Below are 20,299 nucleotides of genomic sequence, written 5' to 3' on the forward strand. Positions count from 1 at the left end.
AAAGTCGCCTCAGAGCCGATACCGGCGGACGTGCTCGGTCCCGCAGCTCGGACACTCCCGACGGTACTCGACGGTCGCGCCCGAGGTGGCCGCCTCCCACTCGCACGCGTCGTCGACGAAGCCGCACGCCTCGCAGGTGTACGCGCGCTCATCCAACCGCGCGCGGAGCCGTTCGAATGCCGACCTGCCGCCGTGGCTCAGTGACATGCGGTAGCAGTTCACATGGGCGGGATTAATAGTTATCGGTGGTCGGAGTCTGATTTCTCGGCCGCAGAAAACGGGAAACGCCGGCCGCTTACTCCGCGAACAGCTCGTCGACCGCCTCGCCGGCGGCCTCGGCCGCCTCGCGGGCGACCGCGTCGGGGTCGGGGTCGTCCGGGGCGTTCAAGTAGACGTCGACGTCGAGCACGCCCTCCTCGAACGTCACCGTGACGTCGAGGTCGGTCACCGCCGACTGGTCGTAGTGGGCGAAGACGACTCCCTCCGCGGCCTCGGCCGCGGTGCGAACCACTTCTTCGTCCGTCGGTTCGTCGCTCATCGACCGCTTACGCGCCGCCCGCGCCCGGACCGCCCGGGCCCATCGGACCGCCGCCGGCGCCGCCCTGGAGCATCTGCTGGAGCTCGCCCTGCAGGTCGTCGAACTGCTCTTCCACGCGGTCCTCCTGCTTCTGGAGCTGCTCGACGCGGACCTCGAGCGAGTCGACCTTGTTCTCGAGGTCGTCGTAGGCGGACTCGTAGTCCGTCTCGACGAGGATCTCGCCGATCTCGCGGTACATTCCGGCGTCCTCGTCGATGTCTTCGAGGGCGTCGAGCGCGGTCTTCGACTCGTTGAGCGCGGACTGCGCCTGCTCCTTCTGCTCGGCGACCTGCTGTGCGGTCTCCTGCAGTTCCTGAAGCTCCTCGATCTTCTCTTGTGCCTCGGGCGGCATGTTCCCTTGCATAGGCGAAACGAGGCGACCCGGACAGAAAAACCCCCGTCTTCTCCCTCGTCGTCGGGAAAGCCCGACGGAGGGCGCATACGGGCAAAAATCGGCCGATACTCGAATCGGATCGCCGGCTGCCCGCGACCGAACGGGGCGACGGTTTGCGTCGCGACCGCTCGGGGGTCAGTCGCGCTCGTCGTCACCGGCTCCCGACGCGCTCCGCGACCTCGACGAGCCGGGACCAACTGTTGATCCCGGCGCGGAGGGCGACGAGGTCGTCGGCTTCGACTCGCACCCGTACGGCGTCGCCATCGCGTGAGACGGTCGCGGCCGAGCGCGCGTCGTCGATTTCGCCGACCTCGGGCGCGAGCGCGTCCGCGACGAGCCGTGCGCGCCGCTCCGAGTGGTAGGTGAACGAGAGGACCGTCTCGTGTGCGCGGGACGCCATCACGGTCGGTTGGGACCGAACGGCTACTCGACGTTCACTTCCTTCACGTCGCCGCCGCGCTCCTTCAGGAGGACGCGGTGGCCGCAGTACGGGCAGCGCACGCCGCCGTACTCGTCGAGGGTGACGTCGCGCTTACAGCGGGAGCACTTGTAGCTCATCGTCCTACTCCTCGTCGGCGAGCGCGGCGCGGATGGAGCGGCGGACGGTGCGGCCGCCCGGCGTCTCGGGTCGGTACGCGCCGCCGGTGAACGTCTCGCCCGTCTCCTCGTTCACCCAAATGCCGGTGCCCTTGCGCGTAACGTCGTCACCGTCGACGGTGGCGTTGCGCATCTCCTCTTCGATGTCCTGGACCCGCTTGCGGGAGACCCGGCCATAGCGAGCGCCGAATCGGCCCGCACTACCGGTGCTTCGTGCCTTGTCCTCAGCCATAGTGAGTGCGTCTACCGCCAGCGCGGGTAAAAAGGCTACGAGTCGGGAGCGCCACCCGGTGCGCCGACGCGTGATGACCACGCACGCCCCACGCCGCCGCCGAACCTCACGAACGTTCACTCGTTCCCGACTCAATCGTGTGCCTTTTTGCGCCCCTACGCCGAACTCGGCGGTATGCGCAACGCAAAGATCGTCTGTACGATCGGTCCCGCGTCGGACGACCGGGACACGATCCGCGCCCTTGCCGATGCGGGGATGTCCGTCGTCCGGCTGAACGCCAGCCACGGGACGACGGCCCACCGCGAGAAAGTGATCAAGCGGGCCCGCGCGGTCGACGACGAGATAGCCGGCCCGCTCGCGGTGATGGTCGACCTGAAGGGACCGGAGGTCCGCACCGCCGACATCGAGGGCTCCGTCTTGCTCGAGACCGACTCCGAGGTGACGTTCGTCGAGGGTGACGACGCCACTCCCGAGCGGGTGGGGCTCACCCACTCCATCGCGGCCGCGGGCCCCGGAGACACGATCCTCCTCGACGACGGCCGGATCGAGTGTCGCGTCGAGCGCGTGGACGGCGAGTCGGTCGTCGCCACCGTCGTCTCCGGCGGGAAACTCAGCTCGCGGAAGGGGGTCAACCTCCCCGGCGTCGCCATCGACGTCGACCTGATAACTCCCGAAGACGAGGACGAACTGGACCTCGCCGTCCGGGCGAACGCGGACTTCGTCGCGGCCTCCTTCGTCCGCAACGCGGACGACGTCTACGAGATCGCCGACGAACTGGAGGAGCGCGGCGGCGACGACATCCCCGTCGTCGCAAAGATCGAACGGGCCGGCGCCGTCGAGAACCTCGAGGGCATCGTGGACGCGGCCGACGGCGTGATGGTCGCGCGCGGTGACCTCGGCGTGGAGTGTCCGCTGGAGGACGTGCCCGTCATCCAGAAACGGATCATCCGGACCTGCATGAACGTGGGCGTCCCCGTCATCACCGCGACGGAGATGCTCGACTCGATGGTCCACTCGCGTCGCCCCACCCGTGCCGAGGCCTCGGACGTCGCCAACGCGGTCCTCGACGGCACCGACGCGGTGATGCTCTCCGGCGAGACCGCGATCGGCGACGACCCCGTCAACGTCGTGGAGACGATGGACCGGATCGTCCGAGAGATCGAGTCCAGTGACGAGTACGCGGAGACGCGCGAGCAGCGCGTCCCGGCCGCCGCAGCAGGCTCGCGCACCGAGGCGCTCGCGCGCTCGGCCCGCTACCTCGCCCGCGACATCGGCGCGTCCACCGTGGTCGCGGTGTCGGAGTCAGGGTTCACGGCCCGGAAGACGGCGATGTTCCGCCCCGGCGTCCCCGTGGTCGCGACGACGCCCGACGACCGGATTCGGCGACAGCTCGCCCTCTCGTGGGGCGTGCGCCCCGTACTGACGGAGTACGCCCACGACATGGAGTCGATCCTCGATAACGCGGTCGACGCCGCGCTCGACACGGGCGGCGCCTCCTCCGGCGACACCCTCGTCGTGCTCTCTGGGATGCTAACCGAGTTCGAGGGGACGAACACCACCAACACGCTGAAGGTCCACGTCGCGGCCGAGACGCTCGTGACCGGGAAAGCGACCGTCGCCGGGCACATCGCCGCGCCCGTTCACCGGACCGACGACGGCGACCTGAGTGCGGTCCCGGAGGGGTCTATCGTCGCGCTCGGCCCCGAATTCGCCGGCGAGTTCTCGGGCGACCTCGACGCGATCGCCGGGATCATCGACGCACGCGAAGGGATGACCGGCTACCCCGCCGTCGTCGCTCGCGAACTCGGTGTGCCGATGGTCTCCGGCGCGACGCTCCCCGAGAACGTCGCCGACGGGACCGTGATCACGCTCGACGGCGAGCGCGGTATCGTCTACGACGGCGACGTGATCGCGGCGGCGCGCGAGCGGTAGTCGGGCGCACGAATCGGCGGCGACTCCGGGTCGCCGCGCTCTCTTTCTCCACCCGCCAATCATTTACCGACGACATGCCTATCGAACACATGCGCAGCGAGGACGACGCCGACGGCAACACGCGGAGCCGGGCGAACAAGACCCGGACCACCGGCGACGAGGACGAACGCCAGTGGCGGTTCGCCGTCGACGACGTCGGACCGGGCGGCGTCACGGAGAATACCCACACGCCCGAGGACGAGCCGATCGAGCCCGGATCGATCGACCCCGTGAACGCCGCCTTCGTCGCGCTCGGCGTCGCAATCACGGTCGGCGTGCTGCTGTTCGGCTTTTAAACCACCGCCGGTTCGGCCGCCTCGCCGCCCGCCCCCCGCACCGCTGCCCGTACAACCACTTATACTGCCGCAGCCGTACGTCCCGACATGGATCTGCTCTCGGGGTTCGGAGCGCTCCTCCAATCCGGAGTTCTCGGACCGGACACGCTCCCCCTCCTGCTGTTGACGGCCGGCCTGCTGCTCTCGATGGCGGAGGCGCTCGCTCCGGGCGCGAACTTCATCGTCGTCGGCATCGCGCTGATCGGTGCCGGGCTCGGCGGCCTCCTGTTAGCGTCGCTCGGCCTCGCCGGTGTGACCCTCACCATCGTCATGGCGCTGCTGACGCTCGTCTTCGGCGCGGCCGCGTTCTACGGCTACCACGAGTTCGACCTCTACGGCGGGAAGGGGCAACAACAGACCAGCGACAGCAGTTCGCTGCGGGGAAAGACCGGCACCGTCACCGAGACGGTGACGACCGGCGGCGGTGAGGTGAAACTCTCCGGCGGCGGGTTCAACCCGTACTACTCCGCACGCTCGATGGAGGGCGCCATCGAGGAGGGCGAGGAGGTGATGGTCGTCGACCCCGGCGGCGGAAACGTCGTCACCGTGGAGTCGATGGGATACGTCGAGGACGACATCGACAGGGAGCTCGCGGCGGACCGCGCCCGGAAGGAGTCCGAAGGGGTCTCTCGCGAAGAAGCTCAGGAACGCGATGCCGAGGGCGAGACCGAACGCGGGTGACGCTCCGTTGTCCGTTCGTCGCCGGCGGCGTGGATGTCCGGGGCCCCGGTGAGGAGCCCGCCGTCGCATTCGGGAGTTTTTAAGCCGCGCGCGCTCCGTTTCCCGACATGATCCTGTCGGACGCGGACATCCTCGACCGGCTCGCGGACGGGGACCTCGTGGTCGAGCCGCTCGGTGACGTCGATCAGCAAGTCCAGCCCGCAAGTGTCGACCTGCGCCTCGGCGAGCGTTTCCTGGAGTTCCAGCGCACCAACATTCCCTGTATTCACCCGACCGAGGCCGACGAGGTCGGCGAGTACGTCACGGAGACGACCGTCGCGGAGGGCGACGAGTTCATCCTCCACCCCGGCGACTTCGTGCTCGGCACGACGACCGAGCGCGTCGAGATACCGGACGACCTCGTCGCGCACGTCGAAGGGCGCTCGTCGCTCGGGCGCCTCGCAATCGTCGTCCACGCCACCGCGGGGCTCTGCGACCCCGGATATAAGGGACAGATCACGCTCGAACTGTCGAACCTCGGCACTGCGCCCGTCGCGCTCACGCCGGGGATGCGCGTCTCACAGCTCACGTTCACCGAACTGAAATCCCCCGCAGACCGCCCGTACGGCGCGGAGCGCGGGTCGAAGTACCAAGACCAAGACGGGCCGCAGGCGTCCCGTATCGGCGACGATCCGGAGTTTGACGACGACCGCGGAAGCCACAATCCCTCGGCCGCCGACGCGGACGGAGCGGGAGAGGACCGCGCATGAGGTTCGTCGAGGAAGTCGTCGTCGACGAGTTCCTCCCGACGGTCCGTTCGATGCTCGCGGAGGACCTCCGCGACCGCGGCTTCACACAGCGGGAGGTCGCTGACGCCCTCGGAATCTCCCAGTCGGCCGTCTCGAAGTACGCCCACGGCGACGTGGCGCGCCACGAGCGGGTCGTCGGCGACGAGCGCGTCCGCGAACTGGTCGACCGCGTGGGAGAGGGGCTCGCCACCGGCGATCTGAGCCCCGTCGCCGCGCTCGTCGAGATCGAGGTGCTGATCCGGCAGTTGGAGGAGGGCGACCTTCTCGCGGAGCTCCACGAGGAGGCGATGCCCGCGCTCGCCGAGGCCGACGTGGAGTTCTCGGTTCACGACCCGGACAGCGGACTCCGCGAGCGCGAGCGCGTCCTCGGATCGGTGCGTCGCGGGCTCCGCACCCTGACGAACGCCTCCGGGTTCGCCGCGCTCATTCCGAACGTCGGCGCCAACGTCGCCGAGTGCCTCGACGGTGCCCGAACGATCGACGACGTCGCCGCGGTCCCCGGTCGCCTCGTCGACGTGAAGGGCCGCGCGATGGTCCCCGGCGAGCCCGAATTCGGCGTGAGCGAGCACGTCGCGACGGTCCTCCTCGCCGCCCGCGAGGCGGGGTCGCTCGCTCGCGGCGCGGTGAACGTCCGGTACGACCCCGCCATCGTCGAAACGCTCGCCGAGTCGCACCCGACCGTCGAGTTCGACGCCGAACGCCCGACGCGCGACGCAATCGCCGACGCGGTCGCCGATGCGGAGCCGACCGACACGCTCGTCCTCTACCAGACCGGCGCGGTCGGCATCGAGCCGATCGTGTACGTGCTCGCCCCGACGGCGTCGGAGGCGGCCGCGATCGTCCGCGATATCGTGTAGCGAGACGCGACACGTCACTCGTCGAGGTCGCTCACGAAGCCGCCCACACCCCCGCTATCCGTGCCTGGTATTCATTACCGTACCGCCCCAAGATCACGTATGAAAGGCACAGACGCGGTTCAGATGGCGGACGACGAGCGCGACGAGTTCCTCGGACGGTCGGGAACGGGCGTCCTCTCCCTGTCGACGGCCGGCGACGATCCCCCCCACTCGGTCCCGGTGTCGTACGGATACGACCCGGTCGAGGAGACGTTCTATTTCCGCCTCGCCGTGGGCGAAGGGAGCGGAAAGGCGAATCCAACCGATCGCGGCGTCACGTTCGTCACCTACGGGGAACGCGACGGGCGATGGAAGAGCGTGGTGGCGAGCGGTCGGTTGGTGTCGACCACCGACGACGCCCTCTCCACGGAGTCGCTCGCCGGGCTCGAACGCACTGACCAGATACCGATAGTCGACGTCTTCGGCCAGCCGACGAGCCAAATCCAGTTCGAGTTCTACCGGCTCGATCCGGACCGACTCACCAGCCGCGTCGAACGGCCGATGGGCCCCTGAGCGGTCCCTGCCGAGACCGTCGCCGGGCGGTCGCACGCCTCCCGTTCCAGCGGCCGGTATCGACTGTCCGCCGGCGTGGCTGACCCCTCTCGCTCGCACCCGAAAACCAGCGGGCTTTAGGTCCGTATCCACGACAACTCGATACACGCACCACATGAGCCACGAGGACTTCCCCACGGACGACCCGGCCGTGGTGACCTGTGGACTGCCGTACGCCAACGGCGACCTCCACATCGGTCACCTGCGCACCTACGTCGGCGGCGACGTGTACAGACGCGCGCTCGAGCGACTCGGCCAGGAGACCGCGTTCGTCTCCGGTTCGGACATGCACGGGACGCCCGTCGCGGTCAACGCCGAGCAGGAGGGCGTCTCCCCCGAGGCGTTCGCGCTGGACTGGCACGAGCGCTACGCCGAGACGTTCCCGAAGTTCAACGTCGAGTTCGACAACTACGGCCACACCCACGACGAGACGAACACCGCGGTCACCCAGGACCTCGTCGCTGACTTGGAAGACGCGGGCCACGTCTACGAGAAGGAGATCATGGTCGCGTACGACCCCGTCGACGACCAGTATCTCCCCGACCGCTACGTCGAGGGCACGTGTCCGTACTGCGGCGCGCACGCCCGCGGCGACGAGTGCGACGAAGGGTGTCAGCGCCACCTCGAACCCGGCGAGGTCGAGGACCCCGTGTCGACGATCACCGGCAACCCCGCCGAGTACCGCGAGCGCACCCACAAGTTCTTCGCGGTCTCCGCGTTCTCGGAGTACCTCTCCGGCTTCCTCGACCGACTGGAGGGCACCTCGAACGCCCGGAACCAGCCCCGCGAGTGGATCGAGCAGGGGCTTCAGGACTGGTGTATCACCCGAGACATGGACTGGGGGATCGACTACCCCGGCGAGAACCCGCAGGACCTCGTCTTGTACGTCTGGGTCGACGCGCCGATCGAGTACATCTCCTCGACGAAGCAGTACTCCGAGCGCGTCGGTGCCGACGCCTTCGACTGGGAGGCCGCGTGGAAGGAGGGCGCAAGCGACGACCACCCCGACGGCGGCGAAATCGTTCACGTGATCGGTCGCGACATCATCCAGCACCACACGATATTCTGGCCGGCGATGCTGGAGGCGACGGGCCACGCCGAACCGCGCGCGGTCATGGCGAGTGGCTTCGTCACGCTCGGTGGGAAGGGGTTCTCGACGAGCCGCGACCGCGCCGTCTGGGCCGACGAGTACCTCGATGAGGGGTTCCACCCGGACCCGCTGCGCTACTACCTCGCGACCAACGGCGGCTTCCAGCAGGACGTCGACTTCTCGTGGGAGAAGTTCCGCGACCGCGTCAACACCGAACTGGTGGGGACCGTCGGGAACTTCCTCTACCGCTCGCTCCTCTTCGCACATCGCAACTACGACGACGCGCCCATCGCGGACGCGACGAGCGACGAGGTCCGGGAGCGCATCGAGACGGCGATCACCGACGTCGAAGACGCGGTGAACGACTACTCCGTGCGCGCGCTCGGCGACGCCGTCACCGGGCTCGCCCGCTTCGGAAACGAGTACATCCAGCGAAACGAGCCGTGGAAACTCGTCGACGAGGAGCCCGACGAGGCCGCGCAGGTGATCCACGACTGCGTCGCGATCGCAAAGGCGATCGCGGTCCTCTTCGAGCCCATCGCCCCCGAGAAGTGCGAGCGCCTGTGGGGTCAGCTCGGCGAGGACGGCTCGGTCCACGAGGTCACCGTCGACGCCGCCCGCGAGGGGCCCACCGGGGACCTCGCGGAGCCGACCGAGCTGTTCGAGCAGATCGAAGACGAGCGCGTCGAGGGGCTGAACGAGAAGCTGGAGGAGCGGGTCGCCGAGGCGGAGGCGGCCGACGGAGACGACGAAGAGGGCGACGCAGCGGCCGACGAATCCGCGGACGACACCGACGACACCGACGACACCACCACCGACATGACCGATATCGAACCCATCAGCGACGACCGCATCAGCTTCGACGACTTCCAGGAACTGGACATCCGGATCGGTCGGATCGAGGACGCCGAGGGGATCGAGGGCGCCGACGACCTCCTGAAGCTCAGCGTCGACCTCGGCGTCGAGACCCGGACCATCGTCGCGGGGCTCAAACAGCTCCACGATGTCGACGACCTGCCCGGGACGAAGGTCGTCGTGCTCGCCAACATGGAGAAGGCGGAGCTGTTCGGCGTCGAGTCGAACGGGATGGTGCTCGCCGCGGGCGAGGAGGCCGACCTCCTCACCACCTACGCGGACGCCGGCCCGGGAACGAAGGTCAAGTGAGGCGGAAGTGACCGGGACGGAAGGTGAGATCGATGGCGTCCGCGATCGCGTGGGCGCCGTCATCAGCACCGGCGTTTCGGCGCTTCTCAAAGCGTTATCTGAGGCTCTGTTGAAATCCTATTGACTGCAACCAGTCAGAATGTGTTCCTTGTTGGGGCTTCCGACAGAGCCGGTTATTCCATAAAATTCGATCGATAATTCATAACTTAGATATGATTTATCATGTGCGGATATATGTATAATAAATTATAAGTGTTATGTGTCTTAGATGTTAAACGGTGGTAGTGTCACCCTCATCTTCCTCAATTACAGATTATGTTAGCAGGTCGTCGTCCGTTCTTCTCCTTGCCCCTTCACGCGAACCCCCCGACGACAGTGCTTGTACCGATCTGTTGACTCGCAATGCGCCTACAGAGACCAACGTATTGAGCGTCACTCTCTCGGCGTCTCCCGCAGAGCGACTGTCGGTCTGGCAGCGCGAAGCTGGCAGCGAACTTCCGGCACGGGCGACAATCGTCGACGCGAGACGAGATATGACGAAAGCCCAACTCCCAACCTCAGAAGCAGGGTCGATCTCCGTGCGTGGGGTTCGTGAGAATGCGGATCTCTACGACATCGGTCTCGCTATTGCCAGTCAACTCGGCGCGTGGGAGAACACCGACGAAACGACGGTCCTGTGTCTCCACTCAGTAACGGCGCTGCTTGCCGCCCACGACACCGAGCGAGTAATCAGTCTGATCACCTCCCTCAACGATCTCTGTGAGCGTCTCGGCGCGATCGCTCACCACCACGTCGATCCGGCTGAACACGACGAAGAGACAGTGACGACGCTTCGACCGCTGTACGATGCGGTGATCGAGCACACTCCGGACGATGGCTGGATCCCAACCGAGCACGAGAGAACGACGACGGCACCGACGTTCCGTTCGACGACGCCACCGCCGGGCGGAGCAGCGAAGACAGATCCGGATCGCCCCGAGACGGTGCCGATGCGGTACTCCTTCGATACAGTACTGGAACTGGTGTCGTCCCCACGCCGGCGCACACTGTTGTACAACCTGAAAAGCCAGCCGACCGGGGAGATTTCGCTTGATCAACTGGTTGAAAGAGTTCACAGTATCGATCGGTCACTGCCGATCCGCGATGCGCCGTCACGCGAGAAAGTTCGGATCGAGTTTGTCCATGTTCACATTCCGATGCTCCGAGAGGCCGGAATCATCCGGTACGACGCCGACTCAGAGATGATCCACTACACGGAGAATCAGGGGCTAGAGGCCTTTCTCCGATACATCGAAACGATCGAGTTAGGCTGACTGACGGTCTCAGAGCAGCCGCCAAGACGATAGCTGGACGAACCATCTTTCTCTGTACTGGCCGCGACCGGGGCGAATATGATAGCTGTTGAGTATTTTAACAGAGCCGTATCCGACCGGCGAGCGAATCGCGATCCGTCTCACGTCCCTCCTGCCCCGCTGGTTCGAGATTCTGTCCTTCGAGAAGCAACTCATCGCGTACGTGATCGCCGTCGATCCGATCGCCTTCGCGGCGGCTCTCCGCTTGCTCCCGCGATCGGCGTCGAGGCGCTGATAGACGGGCCGTACCGGCCCGTGGCCGCGATCTTCCCGCTGTCGCTGCTCGTGATGCGCGAGGCGAACCGGTAGTAAGCGGACAGAGCGGGCGTCGGCTCTGCGCCGTTTACGCGTCGAGCACTTCGATCAGGTTCCCCTCCGGGTCCCTGACGAACAGAATCGTCGTGCCGCTCTCGGTCGTCCGTGGTTCGCTCAGCGTCTCCACGTCGTCGTCGAGCCCTCGGTAGAACGCCGGCACGTCGTCGACGGAAAGGCCGAGATGGATCGCGCCCGGTCGGTTCAACACCGCGTCGTCGGTCTGTTCGCCCTCGGGATCGTACGCGACCAGTTCGACGACGGTCTCGTCGCCGTCGGCGACGAGGTGCGCGAAGTCGGCAGTCGCGTCCTCGACGGCGACGGCGTCCGCGAACGCCTCGCCGCCGACAGCGAACTCGGCCGAGACGCGCAGGTCAAACGTCTCGGTATAAAAGGCGACGGCGCGATCGAGGTCGGAGACGGTGACGCCGACGTGATGGGGAGTCGGATCTGACACGCGTCGACCGACGGCAGCCGATTTAAAAGTCGTGTCGGCCGGCGGGCGCGTCGACCGCGCCGCACCCTCTTCCGGCGACGCTCAGAGGAACGCGGCGAGGCCCACCGCGTCCGCGAGCGGGACGCCGGCGACGATTGAGCCGATCAGGTAGCCACCGATCGCGCCGCCGTTCAACAGCGGCAGTCCGGCGTGGGGGCGGCCTTCGATGACCCAACTCATCAGCACGAGAAGCCCGGCGAGGCTCCCGACCATCGCGAGCAGCGCGGGGAGATTGACGCCGACGAGCGGGACCGCGAGCCCGGCCGCGGGGGAGAACGTCGCCGCGCTCGCGATCAGGACGGTCGGGATCACGGCGTCGCCGAGCCCGATGAAAAACGCGTCGCGCTCCTCGATCGGGGTGGGATCGCCGACGTTGGTCTCCGAGTCGTCCGCCGCGTCACTCTCGTTGTCGTTCTCGACAGCGGTTCCGTCGTTCCCGTCGGACTCGCTCGTAGTGTCCTCGTCGCCGTCGAGAAGCGAGTACGACAGCGACAGCGGGATCACGAGGACCACGGGGATGTTCAGGTCCATCACCCCCTCGGCGAGTGACAGCATGTGTTCGGTGCCGTACACCGAGATGGCGTCGTAGACGGCGAGGAACACGAGGAGAACCAGCGCGGGGAGCAGCCCGAAGGAGATGCCGAACAGCCCGGCCGCACCGGCTCCCATCAACACCCCCGCGGTGTCGATCACGTACCACTCCGGGTAGACGAGCAGCCCGACGCCCACCGCGGCCGCCGGCACGGCCGCCGCCAGCGGCGACACCACCGCGGAGAAGACGTACCAGGAGAGCCACGCCGAGGTGCCGACGATGAGGAGCCGTATCGCGCCGTCGAAGTTGTACTTAAACGCCGCGAGCATCACGCCCGTCATGACGAGGATCGCGAGGACGTACACGACGCTGTTCGTCGGATCGTCCGGGTTCTCGACCGCTTGATAGCCACTCTCGGCGAACTCGGGGACCAGGGCTAGTGCGCCGAGTTGGACGGCGAGGAACAGGCCGACGACGAAGGCGACGCCGCGGTACTCGCGGGGGAACATTCGACCGACAGTTCGGAATCAGGGGGCTTCGTCCTTGCGCTTCGCCCCGCTCATCGAGAGGAGCGTCGCGTGCCGCAGAACGGGTTCGGGTACGATGTGGGAGCGGATTGGACCCGAACCGAGAGCCGACAGACGCTGAAAGCGAGTGCCCGGCCGAGCCGCCAGAAACCCGACTCGACGGCCGGTTTCGTCCACGGCGATTACGACCAGCCCGATGTACGGTAAGAAGCTACCGCTCGAATTATCGCAACCAGTACTTTACGGCCCCGGTAGGGTGCTCCGACCGCTCGATGCGACCGGTTCGTCGATGATGAGCGCACGTGAAGGAGAGCCGAGACGGTGCGACGGACCGGGGTGACGTCTGAGAACGGTGAGAGAACGCGGCAAAGGGAAGGGTGGACGAGGTGGACGGGAGGCGGGTGGGCGGCAGCCGGACAGCGGACCCCCAGGCTGTCGGCGTCGCCGCCCAAGCGGTCGGGACGGGCGCTTGTTGTTGTCGCCGAATCCAACGAGAAAAGCGTCGGACTTCGGCAATGACTCCTAATGGCTTCGTTGGTATAAACCAGACGGTCCGTGACGACGTCGCTCGGTCATGGGTGCCGCACGATCACGGGTGCCGCACGATCACGGGTGCCGCACGATCACAGAGGCCGTCGTCCCTCCGACGCGGCCGCCCCAACGACCGGTCAGCGCCGGTCTCGCAGCGCGGGGAACTCGTCGCGCACCGCCGCGACGCGCTCCGGATCGACCTCGGCCGTCACCGTCGTCGGCTCTTCCCCGGCGGACGCGAGCGTGGTTCCCCACGGGTCGTACACCGTCGTCCGTCCGCAGAGCGCGTCACCGTCGAACGCCCCGCTCCCGTTGACCGTCGCGACGTACGCGAGGTTCTCGATGGCCCGCGCCCGCCCGAGCGTCCGCCAGTGCTCCACGCGCGGATACGGCCACGCGCTCGGCACCAACACGCACTCGACGCCGGCCGAGACCATCTCGCGGAACTGCTCCGGGAAGCGGAGGTCGTAACACGTCGTGACGCCGACCCGCACGCCCGCCACGTCGACGACCGGGGTGGCCTCGCCGGGCACCATTCGGTCGGTCTCCTCGGAGCCGTACCCGAAGAGGTGGTGCTTCCGGTACACCAGTCGGCGCTCCCCGTTGCGGTCGAAGAGAACGGCCGTGTTCGCGAGCCCCTCCGCTGTCGGGACGTCGACCCCGTCTGCGGCCGAGGCCGCGAGGTCCTCGACGACGGTCCCCGCGAGCAGGGCGACGTCGGTGTCGGCCGCGACCGCCGCGAACCGCGACAGCCGGTCACCGGCGACGCTCTCCGCCGCGCGGGCGTACGAGTCGAACGCGAAGTACCCGACGTCGAACAGCTCCGGGAGGACCACCAGGTCCGCTCCGTCGGCGGCGGCCGCCCGGACTCGGTCGATCGCGCTCTCGACGTTGGCCGCCACGGCGCCGCCCTCGACTCCGAGTTGGACGCAGGCTATGTTCATGCGTTCGGGCCGAGCGAGGCGCGGAGTGCGTCTTCGAGGTTATCGAGCTCTGCGTCGAAGTTACGCTCGAAGAAGGACTCGACGCCGGGGAGGCGACCGTCGACGACGAACTCGTTGGCCAGCCGGCACCCTCCGTCGGTCTCGGTGATCTCGTGTTCTCCCGTCACGCGGAACGCCTTCGATTTCCCGACGAACTTCACTCGGTTCGGCGGGTCGCGCTCGACTTCTTCCGTCTCGACGGAGATTGTCGAACGGATTATCGGGATCGGAAGCGCGACGTGCCAGGTCGCGCGTCCCTCGCCGTGGACATCGAAGGTGTCGACCACGCTGATCGCTCCGGCGCGCTTCTCGGCGTCCGAGATGAACGCCCACACGTCCTCCGGTGGCGCGTCGAACTCGAACGTCCGGGATACTCGGACGGTCATACCTCGTTGTAGGTGCCGCGGGTGTTAAAAAGACGCGAGTTCGACGGCGGTGGACTCAGCCTTGGGGGGTCACTCGCCACGTCGTCGAGCGGGCCCGCCCCCACTTCTCGATGTCGACGTCGTCGGACTTCTCTGCGAGTCGAGGGAGCCGCGATCCGACCTGCTTGGCCGTGAGGCCGATGGCCTCGGCAATCGTCTTCGAGCGGACGTACCGCTCGCCACGGGTGACGCTGTCCGTGAGGTACGCGAGGATACGCTGCTCTTCCTCGGTGTACTCGCTCATGCCGAGAACGTAAGCGTCTGACGTCCTTAACGGTTTCTCGTCTGACGCTCGCTCAGTCGAACACCTGCACGGCGACGACCGCGCAGAGGCCGAAGACCAGCGCCGCCGCGAAGCCCCACGCGCGGCCGATCTGCGACGGGTACCCGATCATCAGCGCCGCGCCGACGAGCGCGACGGCCCCCAGCGCGAGCGCCACACCGATCTCCATGTCGGACTCGATAGATCCCTCAGTCATACCTGTCGCTTCGCGGGCGACCACTTAGTTCATGCGAAGGGCGCGACGACAGTTCGGCTCACAAAACCGCCGCGATCAGATAATCTCGACGTGCTCGGACTCCTCGTTGAGCGCGAGGTTCGCGGCGATCTCGGCGTTCCGCATCGCGTACTCGGCGGTGTGCTGGAGGCTGACGAGCACTTCGCGAGTCATCAGCAGGGTGTCGTTGTCGAGGTCGCTCGGTAGCTCGCCGAGGATCTCCTGTTCGCGGTCCTCCAGCCGGGCGAACATGTCGCGGCACTCGACGGTGAGGTCGTAGTCGCGTTCGACGACGGCCCTGACCGCCAGTGCGGTCAGGTCGTCCACCTGATCGGTGAACTCGCGGATCTGGCGCATCGTCGCGCTGTCGACGTCGAGAGTGTGGCCGTCGGCCTCCATCACGATGTCGGCGATGTCCTCCGCGTTGTCGGCAGTGAGCTCCAGGTTCTTCGCCACGGAGCGGTAGCCGATGAGGGGGAACCCCTCTTCCAAGCCGACCGCGCGGGCGAGGTTCGGGTTCTGGTACGCCGTGAAGATGAGCCGGAGCAGGAGGACGAATATCTTGTTCGCCTGTCGCTCTCGGTTGAGCGCGCGCTGCGCGAGGTCCGGGTTGCCGTGGGCGAGCGCCTTCACGGCCTCGCCGCGCATCGTCGACCCCGTGTTCTCCAGCCGTTCGAGCAGGTTGTCGAGGGTGAAATCCTCCGGGTCGACCGAACAGCGGATGGAGATGTCTTCCGGCGTCTCCTCGATGACGCCGAGCCCCATCAGCTGCGTCTCCGCTTTATATACGGCGTTGATGTGTTCGCTGTCGAGCGTCCCCTCGCTTCGGACGTGGATCACGCGCCGCCCGAGCACGTACTGCGCGACGATAGCCCGCTCCAGCGACCTGGCGTCGAGTCCGTCGGCGTTGATGACCGCCTCCGACTCCTCCGTGCTCACCGACTCCGGGAGCACCGTGAGCGTCCCCTTTCCGCCCATCCGCAAGGAGACTTCGTCGCCCTTGTTGACGCCGTGTTCCTGTGCCCACTCGGCCGGGAGCGTCATCGCCAGCGTCGACGGACCCAACCGCTGAACCTTCCGCGTTTCCATGCCGTAGGATACCGCGGGATACACCTTAACCTTGTTCCTATGGTGATTATATGCTTCGTCGAATATACAAGGGATTGTGTTGCGTGGTAGGACACGTATCTTCGGTGGCGCCTCCACAGTAAGCCGCCCTCGGATACCGATCGGCGGCCGATCGGTTGTCATGACCGATCGGGTACTCGTCGACGCGTGTTGTCACACCGCTTCGAACGACCGCAGGATGGCCATGAGCGCGCTGGCAAGCTCCTCGAACCGGTCCATCTCCATCGAGTCGGTCGTTACCCACACGCCGTGGTCTCCGGCGATGACCCGTGTGAGGTACCCGTTCTCGAACACGCGAACGGTGAACTGGTAGTCGCCGAGCTGCGTGTCGGCGTACAGCGACTGCGAGTGGAACCCCTGCCGCTCATTCTCTGCGAATCCGACCAGATCGGCGGTCCGGCTTAGGTCGCTGCGGAGGTACAACTGTGTGACGTCATCCTCCGTGAAGTACGTGAGGCTTCGGAGTTCGTCGCCGATCGCCGTCCGAGACGCGCTGAGTAGTTCGTCGACATGAGAGTCGGGTGGCTTCGACATATGTCCATTATCTATGGTCGGATACATGAGCGTGTGGGTGGCCGCAGGACCGACGACATGTCGACAGGTCGAGTTGAACTCTCCGTCGGCAGGGTCGACAATCCGGACCATCCTCCCCGACCGCGAGTGTCGGTTGCGCCGACGCCCATTCGCTCCGTTCCGCCGCGCCAGAAGGGCAGAGTTTAGGGACTCCCCCGCCGTCGACCCGCCATGAGCGACTACGACGACGTCTGCGTCCTGCTGCCCACGATGGACGAAGTCGAGACGGTCGCAGACGTCGTCGATGCCTTCCGCGACGCCGGTATCGAGGACGTCCTGGTTATCGACGGCGGCTCTACCGACGGGACACGGGCGGCCGCTCGCGATGCCGGCGCCCGCGTGGTCGAGCAGTCGGGGCGAGGGAAGGGACAGGCCGTTCGCGAGGCAGTGCGCGACCACATCGACGCCTCCTACATCTTGATGGCGGACGCCGACGCGACGTACGACGCGGCGGACGCCGACGCGATGCTCGATCCCCTGCTGGCCGGCGAGGTCGACCACGTCATCGGGAATCGGTTCGCCGACATGCGCCCGGGGGCAATGACTCGTCTGAACCGGGCCGGGAACCGCATCATCAATCTCGCGTTCCACACGATCCACGGCGAGAGGTACAGAGACATTCTCTCGGGGTACCGTGCGTTCACCCGTGAGTCGTTCCTCAAGCTTCACCTCACCGCCGACGGCTTCGGTGTCGAGACGGAGATGGCCGTCGAGTGCGTGAAAAATCAGGTGCCGGTCGCGGTCGTTCCGATCACGTACCGCGAGCGCCCCGGCGGCTCGGCGACGAACCTCCACCCGATCCGCGACGGCGGCGTGATCTTCCTCGAACTGTACCGCAAGGCGAAGACGAACAACCCGCTGTTCTACTTCGGTAGCCTCGGTGCGGTGTCGACGGCGGCCGGCGGGGTCATGACCGCGTACGTCCTCTACGAGTGGTTCGCGTTCCGCGTGACTCACGAAGTCATTGCCATCGGCGCCGTCGGGGCGGCGATCCTCGGCATCCAACTCCTAATATTCGGCGTGCTCGCGGACATGATCCTCTCGCTGCACCGCGAGCAGGAGGCGCGGCTTGAGCGAGCGTTCGAAGACGACAACGCGGCGGGGAGCGAGGAAGCGGCGAGGAGCGAGGACGCGGCGAGGAGCGAGGACGCTGCGGGGAGTGGAAACACGGAGACGCTCCGCGGCTCGGCCGACGGCGACGACTGAGCGCTCGAAGCGAGCCGCTCCGGCGACAGCCCGCTTCTATCCGTTGATCGGAGCACATCGTTTATGTCGGTACGCGGAGAGCAACGACTATGGACGAAAAGCGGTTCGTCATCGCCCTCTTCGGTCTCGCAGTGGCGCTTGTCGTCGGGTTCATCGGCTATCGGTTCATCGCCCCGCTCACGGTCGCGGTGTTCCTCTACTACTCCACCCGCCGGCTCTTCTACCGGCTCGATCGATTTCACCTCCCCGCCAGCGTCCGCGCCGCCGTCTCCCTCTCACTCATTGGAATCCCGCTGATCGCCCTCCTCGGGTACACGGTGCTGTTGGTGCTGATCGAGGCGCGACGGTTCATCGGGCAATATCCGGTCGCCGAGACGATCGGCGCGGAAAACTCCTGGGTCGGCGACTTGGCCGAGCTTTCGAACCCCACCCTCGACGGGCTCGTCGCCGCGTACCGTTCCGGGCAGCTCGACCCACTTATCGAGTTCGTCTCCGAGCAGGCGCCGCTGTTGGCGAGCACGCTCTCCGGGCTCGTGCTCAACCTCCTTATCGTCGTCGTCGTCACGTACTACCTGCTGCTGGACGGCTCGAAATTCCACGGGTGGCTGCTCACGTTCGACGACGACGCGATGGTCCGGCAGTACCTCGAGACCGCCGACGCCGAACTGGAGGCGGTGCTGTACGGGAACCTGCTCAACGTCATCGCCATCTCCATCATCGCGGTCGTCACGTACACCGCGTACAACGTGGTCGCGCCCGCACCGGTCGAGGTCCCGTATCCGGCACTCGCTGGCGCGCTCACCGGGATCGCGAGCTTGATACCGGTGATCGGGATGAAGATCGTGTACATCCCGCTGGCAGCCGTGAGCTCCGTGCCGACCATCCTCGGCGACGACCTCGCGCTGCTCGTCTACGTCGCCGGCTTCCTCGTCGTCGCCGCGGTCGTCGTCGACACGATCCCCGATCTCGTGCTCAGGCCGTACTTCAGCGGGAAGACGACCCACGTCGGACTGCTCATGCTCGCGTACATCTTCGGGCCCGTCGTCTTCGGTTTCCACGGGCTGTTCCTCGCGCCGATCGTCCTGGTGTTGGCGCTCACGTTCGCTGACACGGCGCTGATCCAACTGCTCGGCGGCGACTCGGACGAGATCGGCGACGACAGGGGTTCCGTAACGGTCGATCGCGGACAGCGGCGGCTCGACGAGTTCTGACCGACGGTGGCTCCGGGCGCGCGGCGAGCCGAAGAGATAAGCCCCCGCTGACCGACCGAGGTGACGTATGCGAATTCACGTCATCGGTCTGGGCGGCGCCGGTGGCCGGATCGCCGACCGGCTCGCGACCGACCACGGCGACAACCGGTTCCTGCAGGGGATCAACGCGTTCGATACGGACGCGGCGGCCCTCGGAGAGCTTCGGTCGCTCGACGAGTCGCGCCGGTACCGCTTCGGCGACGCGGCCGACGGCGACGGCCTCGCCGGCGACCTCCACGCGGGCCGGCGGCTCGGCGGCGCCCACGCCAGCGAACTCGGTCGCGTCATGGACGACGAGAACCCGTCGACTTCGGAGGCGTTCGTGCTCGTCGTCGGCCTCGGCGGCGGCGCGGGCGCGGGGGTCTCGCCGGCACTCGCCGAAGAGGTGTCGCGGCTCTACGACGCCCCGGTGTACGCCGTCGGGTTGCTCCCGACGCCGGCGGAGTCGGCCGCCAGCGAGGTGGACCCCGTCCGCGGGAGTGCGACCGACCCCGCCGAGCGCAAGCCTGACCGCCCGCTCGCGGAGAAGAACGCGGCCCGAACGCTCGACGCCCTCTCCGACCACTGTGCGGCGCTGTTCCCCTTCGACAACGACGCGTGGCTGCGCACGGGTGAGACGCTCCTCGACGCCCGGGACCGACTGAACGGTGTGGTCGCCGATCGGATCGCGGCACTGTTCGCGGCCGGCGACGGGACCGACGCGGCGTCGACCCCCCAGCAGGTCGTGGACGCGAGCGACGTCGCTCGCGCGGCGGGCGACGACGGGGCGATCGCGGCCGTCGGTCACGCAACACAGGCCGTCGACCCGCCGGAGTCGGGATCGCGGTTCGGACTCGGGCTGTTCGGTTCGAGCGAACCCGCAGCGGTCGACACCAGCGCCGCGGTGTCGGTGGTCGAGACGACGATCCGGAAGGCGACGCGGGGGAAGTCGACGCTCGAGGTCCCCGAGGGACGCGCGGACCGGACTCTCCTCATCGTCGGCGGACCCCCGGCCTGGCTCAACCGACAGGCGATCGCTGACGGTCGGCGGTGGCTCGCCGAGGAGACCGGATCGGACGCCGTTCTGAGCGGGGACGCTCCGGACCCGGACGCCGAGGCGGTGTACGCCGTGGTGTTGCGCTCGGGGATCGATGAGCCGGCGCGGCTTCGGGAGATCCGCGAGTCGATCTCGTGAGTATCGACGGATCGGCCCGTTCTCTACCCGAACTGA

General features: G+C 67.1%; 25 protein-coding genes. 11 read left to right on the plus strand and 14 right to left on the minus strand.

The window, feature by feature from the left end:
- Window positions 1-9 precede the first annotated feature (9 nt).
- From ACNS84_RS01355 to ACNS84_RS01380, 6 genes are all read right to left on the minus strand, one after another.
- Window positions 10-207, minus strand: a complete 198-nt coding sequence (locus ACNS84_RS01355) for an HVO_0649 family zinc finger protein (protein ID WP_435073057.1) — start codon at window positions 205-207, stop codon at window positions 10-12.
- Between the two features lie 88 nt (window positions 208-295).
- The gene (locus tag ACNS84_RS01360) at window positions 296-538 is read right to left on the minus strand and encodes a DUF3194 domain-containing protein (RefSeq protein ID WP_435073058.1); all 243 of its coding nucleotides are present in this window, start codon (window positions 536-538) and stop codon (window positions 296-298) included.
- A gap of 7 nt (window positions 539-545) precedes the next feature.
- The gene (locus ACNS84_RS01365; RefSeq protein ID WP_435073774.1) at window positions 546-929 is read right to left on the minus strand and encodes a prefoldin subunit beta; all 384 of its coding nucleotides are present in this window, start codon (window positions 927-929) and stop codon (window positions 546-548) included.
- Between the two features lie 193 nt (window positions 930-1,122).
- The gene (locus ACNS84_RS01370; RefSeq protein WP_435073059.1) at window positions 1,123-1,371 is read right to left on the minus strand and encodes a KEOPS complex subunit Pcc1; all 249 of its coding nucleotides are present in this window, start codon (window positions 1,369-1,371) and stop codon (window positions 1,123-1,125) included.
- A 23-nt stretch (window positions 1,372-1,394) separates the two neighbouring features.
- Complete coding sequence (locus ACNS84_RS01375) at window positions 1,395-1,529, minus strand: DNA-directed RNA polymerase subunit P (RefSeq protein WP_004049526.1); 135 nt, start codon at window positions 1,527-1,529, stop codon at window positions 1,395-1,397.
- Window positions 1,530-1,533: 4 nt separating this feature from the next.
- On the minus strand, window positions 1,534-1,800 hold the full coding sequence (locus ACNS84_RS01380; RefSeq protein ID WP_086220860.1) for an eL43 family ribosomal protein: 267 nt from the start codon (window positions 1,798-1,800) through the stop codon (window positions 1,534-1,536).
- A gap of 174 nt (window positions 1,801-1,974) precedes the next feature.
- Between ACNS84_RS01380 and pyk the strand changes: the two genes are divergently transcribed.
- The 8 genes from pyk (at window position 1,975) to ACNS84_RS01420 (ending at window position 10,590) form a co-directional block, all read left to right on the plus strand.
- Complete coding sequence (gene pyk, locus ACNS84_RS01385) at window positions 1,975-3,732, plus strand: pyruvate kinase (protein WP_435073060.1); 1,758 nt, start codon at window positions 1,975-1,977, stop codon at window positions 3,730-3,732.
- 89 nt (window positions 3,733-3,821) lie between these two features.
- Complete coding sequence (locus ACNS84_RS01390; RefSeq protein ID WP_435073061.1) at window positions 3,822-4,067, plus strand: DUF7312 domain-containing protein; 246 nt, start codon at window positions 3,822-3,824, stop codon at window positions 4,065-4,067.
- A gap of 87 nt (window positions 4,068-4,154) precedes the next feature.
- Window positions 4,155-4,787, plus strand: a complete 633-nt coding sequence (locus ACNS84_RS01395) for an NfeD C-terminal domain-containing protein (protein WP_435073062.1) — start codon at window positions 4,155-4,157, stop codon at window positions 4,785-4,787.
- 107 nt (window positions 4,788-4,894) lie between these two features.
- Window positions 4,895-5,536: a dCTP deaminase gene (gene dcd, locus ACNS84_RS01400; protein ID WP_435073063.1), complete on the plus strand. Its 642-nt coding sequence runs from the start codon at window positions 4,895-4,897 to the stop codon at window positions 5,534-5,536.
- A complete protein-coding gene (locus ACNS84_RS01405) occupies window positions 5,533-6,432 on the plus strand; it encodes a thiamine-phosphate synthase family protein (RefSeq protein WP_435073064.1) in 900 nt (299 codons plus the stop codon). Before dcd ends, ACNS84_RS01405 begins: the two co-directional genes overlap by 4 nt.
- A gap of 99 nt (window positions 6,433-6,531) precedes the next feature.
- Complete coding sequence (locus tag ACNS84_RS01410) at window positions 6,532-6,984, plus strand: pyridoxamine 5'-phosphate oxidase family protein (RefSeq protein ID WP_435073065.1); 453 nt, start codon at window positions 6,532-6,534, stop codon at window positions 6,982-6,984.
- A 154-nt stretch (window positions 6,985-7,138) separates the two neighbouring features.
- Window positions 7,139-9,277 (plus strand): methionine--tRNA ligase, encoded by a 2,139-nt coding sequence (gene metG / locus ACNS84_RS01415; RefSeq protein WP_435073066.1) that lies wholly within the window; start codon window positions 7,139-7,141, stop codon window positions 9,275-9,277.
- Between the two features lie 284 nt (window positions 9,278-9,561).
- Window positions 9,562-10,590, plus strand: coding sequence for a DUF7504 family protein (locus ACNS84_RS01420; protein WP_435073067.1), 1,029 nt, complete (start codon window positions 9,562-9,564; stop codon window positions 10,588-10,590).
- Between the two features lie 382 nt (window positions 10,591-10,972).
- Here ACNS84_RS01420 and ACNS84_RS01425 read toward each other — a convergent pair whose 3' ends face one another.
- The 8 genes from ACNS84_RS01425 to ACNS84_RS01460 form a co-directional block, all read right to left on the minus strand.
- Window positions 10,973-11,398: a VOC family protein gene (locus tag ACNS84_RS01425; protein WP_435073068.1), complete on the minus strand. Its 426-nt coding sequence runs from the start codon at window positions 11,396-11,398 to the stop codon at window positions 10,973-10,975.
- A gap of 81 nt (window positions 11,399-11,479) precedes the next feature.
- Window positions 11,480-12,478, minus strand: coding sequence for a presenilin family intramembrane aspartyl protease PSH (locus ACNS84_RS01430; RefSeq protein ID WP_435073069.1), 999 nt, complete (start codon window positions 12,476-12,478; stop codon window positions 11,480-11,482).
- Between the two features lie 686 nt (window positions 12,479-13,164).
- Entirely contained in the window at window positions 13,165-13,971 is an 807-nt protein-coding gene (locus ACNS84_RS01435) for a nitrilase-related carbon-nitrogen hydrolase (RefSeq protein WP_435073070.1), read from the minus strand.
- Window positions 13,968-14,396, minus strand: coding sequence for an SRPBCC family protein (locus ACNS84_RS01440; protein WP_435073071.1), 429 nt, complete (start codon window positions 14,394-14,396; stop codon window positions 13,968-13,970). The genes ACNS84_RS01435 and ACNS84_RS01440 overlap by 4 nt, the downstream gene beginning before the upstream one ends.
- A 55-nt stretch (window positions 14,397-14,451) precedes the next feature.
- Window positions 14,452-14,679, minus strand: a complete 228-nt coding sequence (locus tag ACNS84_RS01445; RefSeq protein WP_280588125.1) for a DUF7123 family protein — start codon at window positions 14,677-14,679, stop codon at window positions 14,452-14,454.
- 52 nt (window positions 14,680-14,731) lie between these two features.
- Window positions 14,732-14,914, minus strand: coding sequence for a DUF7525 family protein (locus tag ACNS84_RS01450; RefSeq protein WP_435073072.1), 183 nt, complete (start codon window positions 14,912-14,914; stop codon window positions 14,732-14,734).
- Between the two features lie 75 nt (window positions 14,915-14,989).
- On the minus strand, window positions 14,990-16,021 hold the full coding sequence (locus ACNS84_RS01455) for a PhoU domain-containing protein (protein ID WP_435073073.1): 1,032 nt from the start codon (window positions 16,019-16,021) through the stop codon (window positions 14,990-14,992).
- A 192-nt stretch (window positions 16,022-16,213) separates the two neighbouring features.
- A complete protein-coding gene (locus ACNS84_RS01460) occupies window positions 16,214-16,594 on the minus strand; it encodes a DUF7522 family protein (RefSeq protein ID WP_435073074.1) in 381 nt (126 codons plus the stop codon).
- 210 nt (window positions 16,595-16,804) lie between these two features.
- Between ACNS84_RS01460 and aglJ the strand changes: the two genes are divergently transcribed.
- The 3 genes from aglJ (at window position 16,805) to ACNS84_RS01475 (ending at window position 20,263) form a co-directional block, all read left to right on the plus strand.
- Entirely contained in the window at window positions 16,805-17,839 is a 1,035-nt protein-coding gene (gene aglJ, locus ACNS84_RS01465; protein ID WP_435073075.1) for an S-layer glycoprotein N-glycosyltransferase AglJ, read from the plus strand.
- 89 nt (window positions 17,840-17,928) lie between these two features.
- Window positions 17,929-19,050, plus strand: coding sequence for an AI-2E family transporter (locus ACNS84_RS01470; protein ID WP_435073076.1), 1,122 nt, complete (start codon window positions 17,929-17,931; stop codon window positions 19,048-19,050).
- Between the two features lie 67 nt (window positions 19,051-19,117).
- A complete protein-coding gene (locus ACNS84_RS01475) occupies window positions 19,118-20,263 on the plus strand; it encodes an FtsZ/tubulin family protein (RefSeq protein WP_435073077.1) in 1,146 nt (381 codons plus the stop codon).
- Window positions 20,264-20,299 lie beyond the last annotated feature (36 nt).

This window comes from Halorubrum wangae, from assembly GCF_051194135.1.
GTDB lineage: Archaea > Halobacteriota > Halobacteria > Halobacteriales > Haloferacaceae > Halorubrum.

Coding starts and splice junctions, on each gene's coding strand:
- ACNS84_RS01355 (WP_435073057.1), bottom strand. CDS start 207: ATGTCACTGAGCCACGGCGGCAGGTCGGCATTCGAACGGCTCCGCGCG.
- ACNS84_RS01360 (WP_435073058.1), bottom strand. CDS start 538: ATGAGCGACGAACCGACGGACGAAGAAGTGGTTCGCACCGCGGCCGAG.
- ACNS84_RS01365 (WP_435073774.1), bottom strand. CDS start 929: ATGCCGCCCGAGGCACAAGAGAAGATCGAGGAGCTTCAGGAACTGCAG.
- ACNS84_RS01370 (WP_435073059.1), bottom strand. CDS start 1,371: ATGGCGTCCCGCGCACACGAGACGGTCCTCTCGTTCACCTACCACTCG.
- ACNS84_RS01375 (WP_004049526.1), bottom strand. CDS start 1,529: ATGAGCTACAAGTGCTCCCGCTGTAAGCGCGACGTCACCCTCGACGAG.
- ACNS84_RS01380 (WP_086220860.1), bottom strand. CDS start 1,800: ATGGCTGAGGACAAGGCACGAAGCACCGGTAGTGCGGGCCGATTCGGC.
- pyk (WP_435073060.1), top strand. CDS start 1,975: ATGCGCAACGCAAAGATCGTCTGTACGATCGGTCCCGCGTCGGACGAC.
- ACNS84_RS01390 (WP_435073061.1), top strand. CDS start 3,822: ATGCGCAGCGAGGACGACGCCGACGGCAACACGCGGAGCCGGGCGAAC.
- ACNS84_RS01395 (WP_435073062.1), top strand. CDS start 4,155: ATGGATCTGCTCTCGGGGTTCGGAGCGCTCCTCCAATCCGGAGTTCTC.
- dcd (WP_435073063.1), top strand. CDS start 4,895: ATGATCCTGTCGGACGCGGACATCCTCGACCGGCTCGCGGACGGGGAC.
- ACNS84_RS01405 (WP_435073064.1), top strand. CDS start 5,533: ATGAGGTTCGTCGAGGAAGTCGTCGTCGACGAGTTCCTCCCGACGGTC.
- ACNS84_RS01410 (WP_435073065.1), top strand. CDS start 6,532: ATGAAAGGCACAGACGCGGTTCAGATGGCGGACGACGAGCGCGACGAG.
- metG (WP_435073066.1), top strand. CDS start 7,139: ATGAGCCACGAGGACTTCCCCACGGACGACCCGGCCGTGGTGACCTGT.
- ACNS84_RS01430 (WP_435073069.1), bottom strand. CDS start 12,478: ATGTTCCCCCGCGAGTACCGCGGCGTCGCCTTCGTCGTCGGCCTGTTC.
- ACNS84_RS01435 (WP_435073070.1), bottom strand. CDS start 13,971: ATGAACATAGCCTGCGTCCAACTCGGAGTCGAGGGCGGCGCCGTGGCG.
- ACNS84_RS01440 (WP_435073071.1), bottom strand. CDS start 14,396: ATGACCGTCCGAGTATCCCGGACGTTCGAGTTCGACGCGCCACCGGAG.
- ACNS84_RS01445 (WP_280588125.1), bottom strand. CDS start 14,679: ATGAGCGAGTACACCGAGGAAGAGCAGCGTATCCTCGCGTACCTCACG.
- ACNS84_RS01450 (WP_435073072.1), bottom strand. CDS start 14,914: ATGACTGAGGGATCTATCGAGTCCGACATGGAGATCGGTGTGGCGCTC.
- ACNS84_RS01455 (WP_435073073.1), bottom strand. CDS start 16,021: ATGGAAACGCGGAAGGTTCAGCGGTTGGGTCCGTCGACGCTGGCGATG.
- ACNS84_RS01460 (WP_435073074.1), bottom strand. CDS start 16,594: ATGTCGAAGCCACCCGACTCTCATGTCGACGAACTACTCAGCGCGTCT.
- aglJ (WP_435073075.1), top strand. CDS start 16,805: ATGAGCGACTACGACGACGTCTGCGTCCTGCTGCCCACGATGGACGAA.
- ACNS84_RS01470 (WP_435073076.1), top strand. CDS start 17,929: ATGGACGAAAAGCGGTTCGTCATCGCCCTCTTCGGTCTCGCAGTGGCG.
- ACNS84_RS01475 (WP_435073077.1), top strand. CDS start 19,118: ATGCGAATTCACGTCATCGGTCTGGGCGGCGCCGGTGGCCGGATCGCC.